This is a genomic window from Nonomuraea sp. SBT364 (assembly GCF_001083785.1).
GTDB lineage: Bacteria > Actinomycetota > Actinomycetes > Streptosporangiales > Streptosporangiaceae > Nonomuraea.
Genome location: NZ_LAVL01000017.1, coordinates 51,517 through 64,954 on the forward strand (window position 1 = coordinate 51,517; position 13,438 = coordinate 64,954).

The following is a 13,438-nucleotide window of genomic DNA, read 5'->3' on the forward strand; positions in this document are numbered from 1 at the left end:
AGCACGATACGTCAGGCGAATTCCGTGGGGATGGCCGCGTACCCCCTGCCCAGGTGGAGCGCGTCCTGAGGCAGGTGGGTGATGGCGTCGGCGTGCCTGGCGCGGGCGTCGGCCAGCGGTTCGCGGCCGACGACCTCGCCCTCGCGCGCCAGCTCGTGCAGCAGCGGGACGCCGTCCTTCGGCACCAGGCCGGAGGTGGTGACGAGCTCGGTCTCGTAGTGGCCGGACTCGTTCAGCAGCCGGTAGGCCTCCTTGCGGCCGCCACGCGAGGGCTTGCCGACCGAGCGCTTGGCCACCGGCTCCAGCTTGCCGTTGGCCGTCTCGCGGGCCACGAGCTTGTAGACCAGGGCGGCGGTGGGCACCCCCGAGCCGGTCACCAGGGAGGTGCCGACGCCGTAGCCGTCGACGGGGGCGGCGGCCAGCGCGGCGATGGCGTACTCGTCCAGGTCGGAGGTGACCAGGATGCGCGTCTCGAAGGCGCCCAGCGCGTCGAGCTGCTCGCGTACCTCCTGCGCGGCGGCGGCCAGGTCGCCGGAGTCGATGCGGACCGCGCCCAGCTTCGAGCCGGCCAGCTCGACGGCCGTGCGCACCGCCCGGGCCACGTCGTAGGTGTCGACCAGCAGCGTGGTCTCGGGCCCGAGCGAGGCGATCTGGGTCTCGAACGCCTGCCGTTCGGAGTCGTGCAGCAGCGTGAACGCGTGCGCGGCCGTGCCCGCCGTCGGGACCCCGTACAGGTGCCCGGCCATGAGGTTGGAGGTGGAGGCGAAACCGGCGAGGTAGGCGGCGCGGGCGGCGGCGACGGCGGCGCTCTCGTGGGTGCGGCGCGAGCCCATCTCGATGAGCGGCCGTTTGCCGGCGGCGACGGTCATGCGGGACGCGGCGGAGGCGATGGCGCAGTCGTGGTTCAGGATGGACAGCGTCACCGTCTCGAGGAGCACGGCCTCGGCGAACGTGCCCTGGACGACCATGATGGGCGAGGCGGGGAAGTACAGGTCGCCCTCGCGGTAGCCGTAGACGTCGCCGGAGAAGCGGTAGTCGGCGAGGAAGTCGAGCGTCATCTCGTCGACCACCTGGTTCTCGCGCAGGAAGGTGAGCTCCTCCTCACCGAAGCGGAAGTTCTCAAGGGCGTCGAGGACACGTCCCGTGCCGGCCACAACCCCGTAGCGCCGCCCGCCCGGCAGATGCCGGGCGAACACCTCGAAAACCGCCCGCCGATGCGCGGCCCCGCTCCGCAAGGCCGCCTGCAGCATTGTCAGCTCATAGTGATCGGTCAGCAACGCGGTGCTCATGGTCATCCTCACGAGTCGAAGACTACGGCTCAGATAGGGCAGACTCATGGATGTGGGTAGCACCTCTCCAATCACCGTCGAGCGTCCGGCAACGGACGTCCGGCCCGATCTGCCATGGGTGACGATCGTCTGGAACGACCCCGTCAATCTGATGTCCTACGTGACGTACGTCTTCCAGACCGTCTTCGGTTACCCCAAGGCCAAGGCCGAGAAGCTGATGATGGACGTCCACCACAAGGGCAAGGCCGTGGTGTCCAGCGGCACCCGCGAGGAGATGGAACGCGACGTGCAGATCCTGCACTCCTATGGCCTGTGGGCCACCGTCCAGCCGGACTCGGTCAAGTGAGCTCCGGGTTCTCCGCCGGCAAGGGCGGCGGCGTGGTCACCACGTTCGAGGCGGGCGAGGTCTCGCTGCTGCGCTCGCTGGTCTCCATGGTGCTGGGGATCGTGGCGCCGGGCGAGACGAGCGACGACCCGCTGGAGCGGGCGCTGGGCATCGGCGGGGGAGTGGCGCCGTCGGATCCGGTGCTCGCCCGGCTGTTCCCGGCGGCGTACGAGGACGCGCAGGAGGCCTCGGAGTTCCGCCGCTACACCGAGGCGACGCTGCGCGACGGCAAGCGGGCCGACGCGCGGACGCTGCTGGAGACCGCCGAGCCCGGCCGTGGCGAGCTCACCTCCGAGCAGGCGCAGGCGTGGCTGCGGGCGCTCAACGACGTGCGGCTGACGCTCGGCACCAAGCTCGGCGTGACCGAGGAGATCCACGAGGAGATCGAGAAGATGCCGGAGGACGATCCCCGCTACCCGGCCTTCGTCACCTACGACTGGCTGACCTACCTCCAGGACAGCCTCGTGCGCGCGCTCTGGTAACTTCCGCAGCATGCTGACGATCTCGCAGGAACTGGTTGACAAGATCGTTGCCCACGCCAGGGCCGACCACCCGGACGAGGCGTGCGGCGTGATCGCGGGGCGCGACGACGTGCCGGAGCGGTTCATCCCGATGGCGAACGCCGAGCGTTCGCCCACCTTCTACCGCTTCGACTCGATGGAGCAGTTCCACGTGTGGCGGGAGATGGACGACCGCGACGAGGTGCCGGTCGTCATCTACCACTCGCACACCGCGACCGAGGCCTACCCGTCACGCACCGACGTCTCCTACGCCTCCGAGCCGGACGCCCACTACGTCCTGGTCTCCACCCGGGACGCGAACGAGGTGGAGTTCCGCTCGTACCGGATCCTCGACGGAGAGATTTCCGAGGAAGAGGTAAGGTTCATCCCATGATGGTCAGGCCGGTGCAGAGTTTCCTCTTCGCGCACACCCCTGCCGTTGTCGTCTACGACTGTCGCTGAGCCGGAATTCGCCAGCCAGCCTTCGGCGTTGCCGCCGATGGGACGACCCTGATCCGAGGAGACTGACAGCGATGGCCATCGAGGTTCGCATTCCGACCATCCTGCGTACTTACACCGACGGCGCCAAGGCCGTCGACGCCGAGGGCGCCACCCTCGACGACCTGATCACCAACCTGGAATCCCGCCACCCCGGCATCAAGGACCGCCTGGTGGACGAGGCCGGCCTGCGCCGGTTCGTCAACGTCTACCTCAACGACGAGGACGTGCGCTTCCTCGGCGGTCTCGGCACCCCGGTGTCCGACGGCGACACGGTGACCGTGCTGCCCGCCGTCGCCGGCGGGTGACATGCGATTCGAATCGCTGATCGACTCGGTGGGCCGCACCCCGCTGGTCGGCCTGCCCCGGCTGTCGCCCAGCGCCGACGTGCGGGTCTGGGCCAAGCTGGAGGACCGCAACCCGACCGGTTCGATCAAGGACCGGCCGGCGCTGTGGATGGTGCAGGAGGCGGAGAAGGACGGCCTGCTCACCCCGGGCTGCACGATCCTGGAGCCCACCAGCGGCAACACCGGCATCTCGCTGGCCATGGCCGCCAAGCTCAAGGGCTACAAGCTGATCTGCGTCATGCCCGAGAACACCTCCGACGAGCGCCGCCAGCTCCTGCGCATGTGGGGGGCGGAGATCATCTCCTCGCCCGCGGCGGGCGGCTCCAACGAGGCGGTGCGGGTGGCCAAGGGCCTGGCGGCGGAGCATCCCGACTGGGTGATGCTCTACCAGTACGGCAACCCGGCCAACTGGCGCTCCCACTACGAGACGACCGGTCCGGAGATCCTGGCGGACCTGCCCACCGTGACCCACTTCGTGGCCGGGCTCGGCACGACCGGCACCCTCATGGGCGTCGGCCGCTTCCTGCGCGAGCGCGTGCCGGACGTGCGGATCGTGGCCGCCGAGCCGCGCTACGGCGAGCTGGTGTACGGCCTGCGCAACGTCGACGAGGGCTTCATCCCGGAGCTGTACGACGAGTCCGTGCTGACCACGCGCTTCTCCGTGGGATCGGCCGACGCGTTGCGCCGCACCCGGGAGCTGCTGGCGTCGGAGGGCGTCTTCGCCGGCGTGTCCACCGGGGCCGCCCTGCACGCGGCGCTGGGCATGGCGCGCAAGGCCGTCAAGGAGGGCGAGCGGGCCGACATCGTGTTCGTGGTCGCCGACGGCGGCTGGAAGTACCTGTCCACGGGCGCGTACGAGGGCACCTTGGACGAGGCCGAGCAGCGGCTCGAAGGCCAGCTCTGGGCCTGAGACGGCGAAGAGGGGCGGCCCGGCCGGGCCGCCCCTCTCGTCATGCCGTCAGTTGAACAGGACCCGCAGCGAGAACGACACGTCCGTGTCGGTCTGGTGGCCGCTGAGTCCCACGGCGCGCAGCATCTGCAGGTTGGCCTTCTCCTCGCCCTGAAGGTTGTTCAGGTAGAGGCTCTCGACCTTGTCCAGGTCGACGAACAGGCCGTACGTGGCCGAGTCCGCCTCCGGGACGGCGGTCTGGAAGGTCTCGTTGTCGCCCAGCGCGCCGTCCTCGGCGAGCTTCTTGGCGTAGGCGTCGTCGGTCGCGACCGTGAAGACGCCGTCGCCGGCGACCTTGGCGACCTGCGCCTGCTGACCCTGCGCGGCGAGCGCCTTCTGGACCTTGTCCACGATGGCCTGCGCCGCGGCGGCGTCGGTGGCGATCCGGACCCCGGCCTTGAACTGCTGCGACTCCAGGCCCTCGCTGTCCAGGGCGATGGTGAGGTTCTGGCCCAGCACGGTCGCCAGGTCGCCGGGCAGGTTGAGCCCGAGCTGCGTCTTGGCCTGCTGGACGAACTGCTGGAACTGGGCGCCGCTCGACGTCTTCGCGGCCGACTTCTCGATCTCGCTCCACTTGTTCGTGATGAGCTTGTCGAGGCCGGACATCGAGAAGGCGCCCACGGTGCTGTCGGGCAGCGCGGCCAGGGAGGTGCCCGGCAGGTCCTCGCCGTTGGTGAGGTTCTGGCCGCCGCGCACCGCGCCGGCCAGCTCGACGTAGGAGCCGTCGAACCGCAGCGCGCCCGCGAACCGGGCGGTCTTGATCTGCTCCATCAGCACGGCCTGGTCCGGCGTGAGCGTGTCCTTCGAGAGCTCGGCCAGCTTGCCCAGGTGGCCCCAGAACGACAGGACACCCTGCTCGCCGATGGCGTCGAGGTCGCTGCCGAAGTCGGGGTTGTCGGCGAGGCTGCCTTCCTCCGCGCCGTACTTGTCGGCGAGCTTCTGGTTGGCCGTGAGCAGCGCGTACTCGCCGCGGAAGGCGATGCCGTACTCGGACTTGCCCATCATCTTGGCGATGCCGGCCTTGGCGGCCTCCTCGTCCTTGACCTGGACGGCCACGGCGAAGTCGGGCTCCTCGCCGCCGGAGGGCAGGATGCCGACGCCGGCGCGGCTGCCGAGCCACGGGTCGACGTCCTTGGCCCAGTCGACGTCCTTCAGGCCCTCGGGGCTGTCCATCTTCAGCGCGTCGAACAGCGCCTTGCGCGGGTCCTCGCCCTGGAAGGCGTCCTTGGTGACGGTGAACTTCCTGGCGATCTCGAACAGCGCCAGTTTCTGGTTCGCCGCCGGGTCCATGTCGATGCGGACGTAGGCGATCGAGGCGGCCGGCAGCACGTCGGCCGGCTGCGTCCCGCCGCCGCCGATCGCGCCCACGGCCCACACGGCGCCGCCGCCGAGCAGGATCACGGCCAGCGCGGCCGCGATGGCGATGAACAGGTTCTTGCGGCCCTTCGCGGGCGGCTCTCCGGCGCCGTGGCCGAGCATCTCCGGGCCCTGGCCCTGCCAGCCGCCGCCGCCCTGACCGGGCTGCTCCTGCCGGCCGTACGGGGCGCCGTAGCCGGGCTGCTGGCCGTACGGCGGCTGCTGTTGCCCGTAGCCCTGCTGCTGGCCGTAACCGGGCTGCTGGCCATAGCCCTGCTGCTGCTGGCCGTAGGGCTGCTGCTGCCCGTAGGCGGGCTGCTGGCCGTAAGTCCCCTGCTGGCCGTAGCCCTGCTGGGCGTACGGGTCCTGCGGCTGGCCGTACTGCGGCTGTTGCTGGTAGGGCTGCTGCGGCGGATACGGCTGGCCGTGCCCCTGGGGGGCCTCGGGCGGCTGCTCGTTCCATCGGTACGCCGTGGTCCGGTCAGGATCCTGGCCAGGTGGGGGATTATTCGCAGACATCACTCAACTCACAGTGTGGACTTATGACCACGTAGAAGTTAGCTGATGTTGCTAGACGGCCGCTTGCAATGTGCTGAAGTGGGGGTTATGCCCTGTTCAGCTGCTGGCGGAGCGCACTGATGTGGACCTCGCCGTCGCCGTAGTCTTGAACGTTGGCCCAGGGGACGAACGTGCAACCGGCGTAGACGACGCGGCCCAGGGTGCGCGACAGCCAGGACTGCCGGCCGTGCCGGTCGCGCGTGAGGCGGAGCAGCACCGGCCCCCGGCGGGCCGAGACCATGAGCCCGTAGACGGTGCTCGCCTGCTGCAACTCTCCCCGGTTGCGCACCACGCGGATGTCCACGACGTGACCGACCCACACCCCATTGGCGTCCCAGACGGACTGACCGATGAGTTCGGTGACATTTGCCATGATCGAACTTTCTCAGCCGTGTCACGTTTTCGCAGGTAGGCGCGCGGATGGACGGATGCCGTAGAGTATGGCCTACTAGAATATAGTTCCATTTTGAGGGCAGGGGCTGATGACCAAGTTCGACGAGGCCACGCAGGCGATCCGGATCGACGAGACCACCTACGACGTCTGCCTCGACCCCGGTTACTCCATCGGCGGGCCGCTCAACGGCGGCTACCTCATGGCCGTGGTGCTGCGCGCGGTGGTGGACGACTCGCCGTTCGAGCACCCGGTGAGCACGACCTCGCAGTTCCTCAAGTCGCCGGTGCCGGGGCCCGCCCAGGTCCGGGTCGAGCGGCTGAAAGCCGGCCGGACCGCCGCGTTCACCCGGGCCACGCTCGTCCAGGACGGCGTGTCACAGATCGAGAGCCTGGTCACCACCGCGACGCTGACCGGCGCCGAGCCGCTCTACAGCGACAAACCCGCGCACGTCATGCCGCCGCCGGAGGAGTGCGTCAAGCTCCCCAACCCCAAGCCCGAGTCGAACATGACGCTCAACGCCCAGATGGAGCTGCGCTTCGACCCGCCCACCATCGCCTGGCTGAGCGGCGGGCCCACCGGCCGGCCCGAGTCGCGGGCCTACTTCCGGATGACCGAGCCGCAGGACGCCGACCCGTTCGTGCTCGCGCTGGCCGTCGACGCGCTGCCCCCCGTGGTGTTCAGCGCCGGGCTGCGCGGCTGGGCGCCCACCGTGGACCTCACCTGGCACCTGCGCGCGCTGCCCGCCCCCGGGCTGCTCACGCTGATCGGCGGCGGCCGCCTCATCTCCGACGGCTGGTTCGACGAGGAGGTCGAGGTGTGGGACTCGGCCGGCCGCCTGGTCGCCCAGTCGCGCCAGCTCGCCCGCGTGGGGCGCGGGTGACACACGCGGTGTGAGCATTCTTACGCGGTGAAGACGCCGCAGGTCGCCTACCCTCTGAAGCGTGCCGGACGCGAGTATTGGGATCTTCGACAGCGGGGTCGGCGGCCTGACGGTCGCCCGCGCGATCATCGACCAGCTGCCTCACGAGTCCATCACCTACGTGGCCGACACGGCCCGCCAGCCGTACGGGCCCAAGCCGCTGGCCGAGGTGCGCGCGTACGCGCTGGAGGTGATGGACCACCTCGTCGAGCATGACGTCAAGATGCTCGTCATCGCCTGCAACAGCGCCAGCGCCGCGGTGCTGCGCGACGCCCGCGAACGCTACGACGTGCCCGTCGTCGAGGTGATCCAGCCCGCCACCCGGCGCGCGGTGCGCGCCACGCGCACCGGCAGGGTCGGGGTGATCGCCACCAGGGCCACCATCGACTCGATGGCCTACCACGACGCCTTCACCGCGGCGCCCGACGTGCTTCTCACCGGCGTGGCCGCCCCACGCCTGGTCGAGTACGTCGAGCGGGGCGAGACGATGAGCCAGGAGCTCATCGACGTCGTGCGCGGCTACCTGGAGCCCATCCAGGCGGCCGGGTGCGACACGCTCATCCTCGGCTGCACCCACTACCCGCTGCTCACCGGCGCCATCTCCTACGTCGCCGGCGACGGGGTCACGCTGGTGTCCAGCGCCGACGAGACGGCCAAGGACGTCTACCGCATCCTGCACGACCGCGGCCTGGCGGCCGGGAGCGAGGCCACCCCCCGGCACCGCTTCCGCGCGACCGGCGACTCGCTGCTCTTCGCCCGGCTCGGGCGCCGCTTCCTGGGCCCGGAGATCGATGCGGTCGAAGTCGCTCCAGTGGGGGGTACCACCTACGAGGGAGGCCCACATGAAAGTGACCATAGTCGGCTGCTCGGGAAGCTTTCCCGGCCCTGACAGCCCCGCGTCCTGCTACCTCGTGGAGGACGAGGGGTTCAGGTTGCTGCTCGACTTCGGCAGCGGGGCGCTCGGGGCGCTGCAGCGCCACATCGGCCTGTACGACGTGGACGCGATCTGCCTGACGCACCTGCATGCCGACCACTGCCTGGACCTGTGCCCCTACCACGTGGTGCGCACCTACGGCCCGGCCGCGCCGTACCCCAGGGTGCCCGTGCACGCGCCGGCCGACGCGCCCCGCCGGCTGGCCGCCGCCTACGGCATGCCGGACGAGCCCGGCCTCGAATCCAGCTACGACTTCACGCCGCTGGCGCCCGGCAGCTTCGAGGTGGGCCCGTTCAGGGTGACCGCCGCCCGCGTCGCGCACCCCGTCGAGGCGTACGGGTTCCGCGTGGAGGGCGGGGGCGGCAGCGTCGCCTACTCCGGCGACACCGGCGAGTGCGACGAGGTCGTCAAGCTGGCCGCGGACGCCGACCTGATGCTGTGCGAGGCGTCCCTGCTCGACGCCCCCGACCTGCCGGAGGGCCTGCACATGTCCGGCCGCCAGGCCGCCGAGCCCGCCGCCAGGGCCGGCGCCGGGCGGCTCGTCCTGACCCACCTGGTGCCCTGGAACGACCAGGCCACCGTGCTCGACGACGCCACCCGGGGCGGCTACGCCGGTCCCGTCGAGCTGGCCCGCAGCGGAGCCTCCTACGACCTGAGCTGAGGCTGCGAGAAGTCGCGCATCCGCACCAGCGGCGAGAACACCAGCGGCAGGAACGACACCAGCCTGCCCGCCATGAACACCCACAACGCCTCGCGCACGCCGATCTGCTGCGCCACGATGCCGCCGAGCAGCGCGCCGAGCGGCATGGTGCCCCACACGACGAACCGGACCGTCGCGTTGACCCGGCCCAGCATGTGCTCGGGCGCCACGGTCTGGCGGTAGGTGAGCTCGCCCACGTTGTAGAGGATCGCGCCCAGCGACAGCGCGATCGAGGTGATCGCGAAGAACGAGGCCCGCCAGTCGGCCTGCGTCATGGGCAGCAGCAGGCCGAACGGCGAGGTGAGGGCCAGGGCCAGCCACGTCACCCGGGCGGTGCCGTACCGCCTGAACAGCGGGCCGCCGATGAGCCCGCCGATCAGCCCGCCCACGGCGCCCGACATGAGCAGCGCGCCGACCACGCCGGGCGGCAGCATGACCACGTCCGCCAGGAACAGCACCGACAGGCCGAGCACCGCGCTCAGGCACAGGTTCGTCAGCGCGGTGGTCGTCATGAACGTGCGCAGCAGCCGGTCACGCCAGGCGAACGCGAACCCCTCGCGGATCTGGGACAGCATGCCGGTGTCCCGTGCGCGGGCCGGAGCCTGGTCGGGTGTCTTGATCGTGCCCAGGAAGAGCACCGAGGCGAGCGAGGCCAGCGCCGTGGCGAGCAGCGTGATCGGCGCGCCGATCACCTGCACCAGCACGCCGCCCAGGCCGGGACCGGCCAGCGCGCCGCTGGAGCGGACCACTTCAAGCTTGGCGTTGCCGTCGGCCAGCCGCTCCTTCGTCACCAGGTCGGGCAGGTAGGTCTGGTCGGCGACGTCGTTGAACACCCCGGCCGCGCTGACCAGCAGCGCCACCACGCACAGCATCGCGATCGAGAGCACGCCCAGCGCGTTCGCCGCCGGGATGCTGGCCAGCAGCAGGCATCTGGCCAGGTCGGCGGCCATCATGACGCGGCGCTTCCGCATCCGGTCGACCCACACCCCCGCGGGCAGGCCGATCAGCAGGAAGGCCACGCTCTGTAACGCCGACAGGACCCCCAGCGAGAACGGGGATGCGTGCAACGTCAGCACGGCGACGAGTGGGAGCGCCACACGCGAGATGTTGGCGCCCATTTCGTTGGCAACGTGCGAGCTCAAGAACCGGAGAAAGTCAGGGCTACGCAACACCCCCGTTGTCATTGCGTCAGGATCCCTGTGTCGGACACATTCGGTCAAGGGCGTTGTGGCTCGGAGATAGGGTGATCTGCATGTCTCGACAGGATGGCCGCAATTCTGACCAGCTCCGTTCCATCAACATCACAAGACGGTGGCTTTCTCACGCCGAGGGTTCGGTGCTGGTGGAGTTCGGCGGCACCCGGGTCCTCTGCGCCGCCTCGGTGCAGGACAGCGTGCCGCGCTGGCGCCGGGGCAGCGGGCAGGGGTGGGTGACCGCCGAATACGCGATGCTGCCGCGCGCGACCAACACCCGTAACGACCGCGAATCGGTGCGCGGGAAAATCGGCGGGCGCACGCACGAGATCTCCCGGCTCATCGGGCGCTCGCTGCGCGCGTGCGTCGATTACAAGGCGCTCGGCGAAAACTCCGTCCTGATCGACTGCGATGTCCTCCAGGCCGACGGCGGCACCCGCACCGCCGCCATCACGGGCGCGTACGTGGCGCTCGCCGACGCCGTCGCGTGGATGCGCGAGCGCAAGATGTGCCCCGGCGACCCGCTGATCGGCTCCGTCTCCGCCGTCTCCGTCGGCGTGGTCGGCTCGGTGCCGATGCTCGACCTCTGCTACGTCGAGGACGTCGCCGCCGAGACCGACATGAACGTCGTCATGACCGGCGACGGCAGCTTCGTCGAGGTGCAGGGCACCGCCGAGGGCGCGCCGTTCGACCGGGCCGTGCTCGACCAGCTCCTCGACCTGGCCGTGGCCGGCTGCGAGGAGCTGACGCTGATCCAGCAGGAGGCGCTGAGCTCATGAAGATCGTGCTCGCCACCCGCAACCAGGGGAAGATCGCCGAGCTGCGCCGCATCCTGGCCGGCTTCGAGATCGTCGGGCTGGAGGAGTTCCCCTCGATCGGCGAGGTCGCCGAGACCGGCGTCACCTTCGAGGAGAACGCCCTGCTCAAGGCGCACGCCGTGGCCCAGGGATCCGGGCTGCCCGCCGTCGCCGACGACTCCGGCCTCTGCGTCGACGTGCTCAACGGCATGCCCGGCGTCTTCTCCGCCCGCTGGGCGGGGCGCCACGGCGACGACGAGGCCAATCTGCGGCTGCTGCTCGCCCAGGTGTCCGACGTGCCCGCCGGGCTGCTCACCGCCCACTTCGCCTGCACGGCCGCGCTCGCGCTGCCGTCGGGGGAGTGGCGGGTCGCCGAGGGCACGCTGCCCGGGCGCCTCGTCACCACGCCCCGGGGCGCCAACGGGTTCGGGTACGACCCGATCCTCGTGCCCGACGGCGAGACGCGCACCACGGCCGAGCTGTCACCCGAGGAGAAGGACGCCATCAGCCACCGGGGCCGCGCCTTCCGCGCCCTCGCGCCGATCGTCCGCGAACTGCTCTCGGCGTAACCACCGCGTAAGAACCCCCAGCCGCCGGGCGGCGTAACGTCGGTGACGTGCAGAGCAATCAGGTCATACCCGCCTGGGCGGGCGCGCTGGCGGGCATCGTGGCAGGGGGCGTGGCGCTCGGCGTCGCCCAGCTCGCGGCGGGGGTGGTCGGCGACGACGCCTTCCCCGTGGTGGCGGTGGGCGACGCCGTGGTGGACCTCTCGCCGGCGCCGCTCAAGGAGTTCGCCATCGCCACCTTCGGCGAGAACGACAAGGCGGTCCTGGTCGGGGGCGTGTTCGTGGTGCTGGCCCTGGTGGCGGCCGGGCTCGGGGTGCTCGCCACCCGCAGGCTCCGGTACGGCCAGGCGGGGCTGGCCGGGTTCGCCGTCGTGGGGCTGGCCGCGGTACTCACCCGGCCGGGAGCCCAGCTGATCGACGCGCTGCCCACCGTGGTGGGCGTCGCGGTGGGCGTGTGGGCGCTGTCCTGGCTGATCGGCCGCGCCGCTTCCCCGGCCGTCGCCCCCGCCGCTTTCCCAGCCGTCGCCCCCGCCGGCGAGACGCCGCTTCCCGCCGTCATGCGGGCCGGTGGGGAGCCGTACGTGTTCGACCGGCGGCGGCTGCTGACCGGGGCCGCAGGGGGCGTGGTGGTCGCGGGCGCCGGGACGCTGCTGGGGCGCGGGCTCGGGAGCCGCCGGACCGTGGACGCCGCCCGGGTGAGCCTGGCCCTGCCCGCTCCGGCCACCCCCGCCCCGCCGCTGCCGCCGGGGACCGACTTCAAGCTCAACGGCCTGACACCCTTCATCACGAAAAATGCGGACTTCTACAGGGTCGACACCGCGCTGATCGTCACCCAGGTGGACCCGGACACCTGGACCCTGCGCATCCACGGCCTCGTCGACCGGCCGATCGAGATCACGTACCAGGAACTGCTGAAGAGGCCGCTGACCGAGGCCGACATCACCCTCACCTGCGTCTCCAACGAGGTCGGCGGCCCGTACGCCGGCAACGCCCGCTGGCTCGGCGCGCGCATGGCCGACCTGCTGCGCGAGGCCGGCCTCCGCTCGGACGCCGACATGCTGCTGTCCACCTCCGCCGACGGCTTCACCTGCGGCACCCCGCTCGACGTGGTCATGGGCGGGCGCGACGCGCTGTTCGCCGTCGCCATGAACGGTGAGGCGCTCCCCGTCGACCACGGCTTCCCGGTGCGCCAGGTGGTGCCCGGCCTGTACGGCTACGTGTCGGCCACCAAGTGGGTGGTGGACCTCAAGGTGACCAGGTTCGACACCGACGAGGCGTACTGGACGCCGCGCGGCTGGGCGGCCAAGGGGCCCATCAAGACCCAATCGCGCATCGACCTGCCCAAGCCGGGCGCCACGGTGACCGCCGGCCGCACCACGATCGCGGGCGTCGCCTGGGCTCAGCACACCGGCGTCGACGCCGTCGAGGTCCGCGTCGACCGGGGCGCGTGGCAGCAGGCCAGGCTCGCCGCCGTGCCCGGCCCGGACACCTGGCGGCAATGGGCGCTCGACTGGGACGCCACCCCCGGCGACCACACCATCGAAGTACGCGCCACCGACGCCTCCGGGCGCACCCAGACCGGGGAACGCCGGCCCATCACGCCCGACGGCGCCACCGGCTGGCACACCGTGACCGTCCAGGCGGCCTGACGCTTCGTCGTATTCCGTCCGCGTTTGCGCAGGTCGCCTGGGCAGTCATGGCCGACAATCTTCCTGACTTTGGCCCATCAGCCGTGGCACCCCGCCCTACGATCGGCTGTCGAGCATGACAGGAGGCAGGACGTGTTCCGCGACCGCAAGTCCGGCGTCCGGTGGGTCCTTCCCGAGGGGCAGTACAACCCCGTGGTCGCTGACGGTGTCCGATGGCTCGAATACGAGCGCGCCGCCGGTACCGGTGGGCCCGACGCCGGTCGTTCCCACGCCGGTGGATCCGACCCTGGCCGGCCCAGTACCGGTGGCCCCTACGCCGTCCGGTCCGATTCCGGCGGGTCCAGCTCCGGTGGCGCCGGTACCGGTGGGCCCGACGCCGGTCGTTCCCACACTGGTGGATCCAG

15 protein-coding genes are annotated in these 13,438 nt (G+C 71.0%); 11 read left to right on the forward strand and 4 right to left on the reverse strand.

What is annotated here, in order from left to right; translation table 11 throughout:
• Positions 1-11: 11 nt before the first annotated feature.
• Complete coding sequence (locus ADY59_RS11335; protein WP_049561251.1) at positions 12-1,295, reverse strand: nicotinate phosphoribosyltransferase; 1,284 nt, start codon at positions 1,293-1,295, stop codon at positions 12-14.
• Between the two features lie 40 nt (positions 1,296-1,335).
• Between ADY59_RS11335 and clpS the strand changes: the two genes are divergently transcribed.
• From clpS to ADY59_RS11360, 5 genes are all read left to right on the forward strand, one after another.
• A complete protein-coding gene (clpS, locus tag ADY59_RS11340) occupies positions 1,336-1,635 on the forward strand; it encodes an ATP-dependent Clp protease adapter ClpS (RefSeq protein ID WP_197093552.1) in 300 nt (99 codons plus the stop codon).
• Positions 1,632-2,156, forward strand: coding sequence for a DUF2017 domain-containing protein (locus tag ADY59_RS11345; RefSeq protein ID WP_049561135.1), 525 nt, complete (start codon positions 1,632-1,634; stop codon positions 2,154-2,156). Before clpS ends, ADY59_RS11345 begins: the two co-directional genes overlap by 4 nt.
• Positions 2,157-2,166: 10 nt before the next feature.
• On the forward strand, positions 2,167-2,568 hold the full coding sequence (locus ADY59_RS11350) for a Mov34/MPN/PAD-1 family protein (RefSeq protein ID WP_049561136.1): 402 nt from the start codon (positions 2,167-2,169) through the stop codon (positions 2,566-2,568).
• Between the two features lie 139 nt (positions 2,569-2,707).
• The gene (locus ADY59_RS11355; RefSeq protein WP_049561139.1) at positions 2,708-2,980 is read left to right on the forward strand and encodes a MoaD/ThiS family protein; all 273 of its coding nucleotides are present in this window, start codon (positions 2,708-2,710) and stop codon (positions 2,978-2,980) included.
• A gap of 1 nt (position 2,981) precedes the next feature.
• Positions 2,982-3,929, forward strand: coding sequence for a PLP-dependent cysteine synthase family protein (locus ADY59_RS11360; protein WP_049561141.1), 948 nt, complete (start codon positions 2,982-2,984; stop codon positions 3,927-3,929).
• Between the two features lie 48 nt (positions 3,930-3,977).
• Here the strand turns inward: ADY59_RS11360 and ADY59_RS11365 are convergent, their stop codons facing one another.
• Positions 3,978-5,843, reverse strand: coding sequence for a DUF3352 domain-containing protein (locus ADY59_RS11365; protein ID WP_049561144.1), 1,866 nt, complete (start codon positions 5,841-5,843; stop codon positions 3,978-3,980).
• 85 nt (positions 5,844-5,928) lie between these two features.
• Positions 5,929-6,255, reverse strand: a complete 327-nt coding sequence (locus ADY59_RS11370) for a hypothetical protein (protein WP_049561146.1) — start codon at positions 6,253-6,255, stop codon at positions 5,929-5,931.
• A 109-nt stretch (positions 6,256-6,364) separates the two neighbouring features.
• Between ADY59_RS11370 and ADY59_RS11375 the strand changes: the two genes are divergently transcribed.
• From ADY59_RS11375 to ADY59_RS11385, 3 genes are all read left to right on the forward strand, one after another.
• Complete coding sequence (locus ADY59_RS11375) at positions 6,365-7,156, forward strand: thioesterase family protein (RefSeq protein WP_049561148.1); 792 nt, start codon at positions 6,365-6,367, stop codon at positions 7,154-7,156.
• A 61-nt stretch (positions 7,157-7,217) separates the two neighbouring features.
• Entirely contained in the window at positions 7,218-8,084 is an 867-nt protein-coding gene (gene murI, locus ADY59_RS11380) for a glutamate racemase (RefSeq protein ID WP_082310029.1), read from the forward strand.
• Positions 8,038-8,790, forward strand: coding sequence for an MBL fold metallo-hydrolase (locus tag ADY59_RS11385; protein WP_049561151.1), 753 nt, complete (start codon positions 8,038-8,040; stop codon positions 8,788-8,790). The genes murI and ADY59_RS11385 overlap by 47 nt, the downstream gene beginning before the upstream one ends.
• Here the strand turns inward: ADY59_RS11385 and ADY59_RS11390 are convergent.
• A complete protein-coding gene (locus ADY59_RS11390; RefSeq protein WP_063780631.1) occupies positions 8,775-10,013 on the reverse strand; it encodes an MFS transporter in 1,239 nt (412 codons plus the stop codon). The two genes, ADY59_RS11385 and ADY59_RS11390, sit on opposite strands and share 16 nt — an antisense overlap.
• A gap of 68 nt (positions 10,014-10,081) precedes the next feature.
• Here ADY59_RS11390 and rph point away from each other — a divergent pair, with 68 nt between their 5' ends.
• From rph to ADY59_RS11405, 3 genes are read left to right on the forward strand one after another with little or no spacing between them, the layout of a single operon-like run.
• The gene (gene rph / locus ADY59_RS11395; RefSeq protein WP_049561154.1) at positions 10,082-10,801 is read left to right on the forward strand and encodes a ribonuclease PH; all 720 of its coding nucleotides are present in this window, start codon (positions 10,082-10,084) and stop codon (positions 10,799-10,801) included.
• Entirely contained in the window at positions 10,798-11,388 is a 591-nt protein-coding gene (rdgB, locus tag ADY59_RS11400) for an RdgB/HAM1 family non-canonical purine NTP pyrophosphatase (RefSeq protein ID WP_049561157.1), read from the forward strand. Before rph ends, rdgB begins: the two co-directional genes overlap by 4 nt.
• 47 nt (positions 11,389-11,435) lie before the next feature.
• Complete coding sequence (locus ADY59_RS11405) at positions 11,436-13,034, forward strand: molybdopterin-dependent oxidoreductase (RefSeq protein ID WP_049561160.1); 1,599 nt, start codon at positions 11,436-11,438, stop codon at positions 13,032-13,034.
• Positions 13,035-13,438 lie beyond the last annotated feature (404 nt).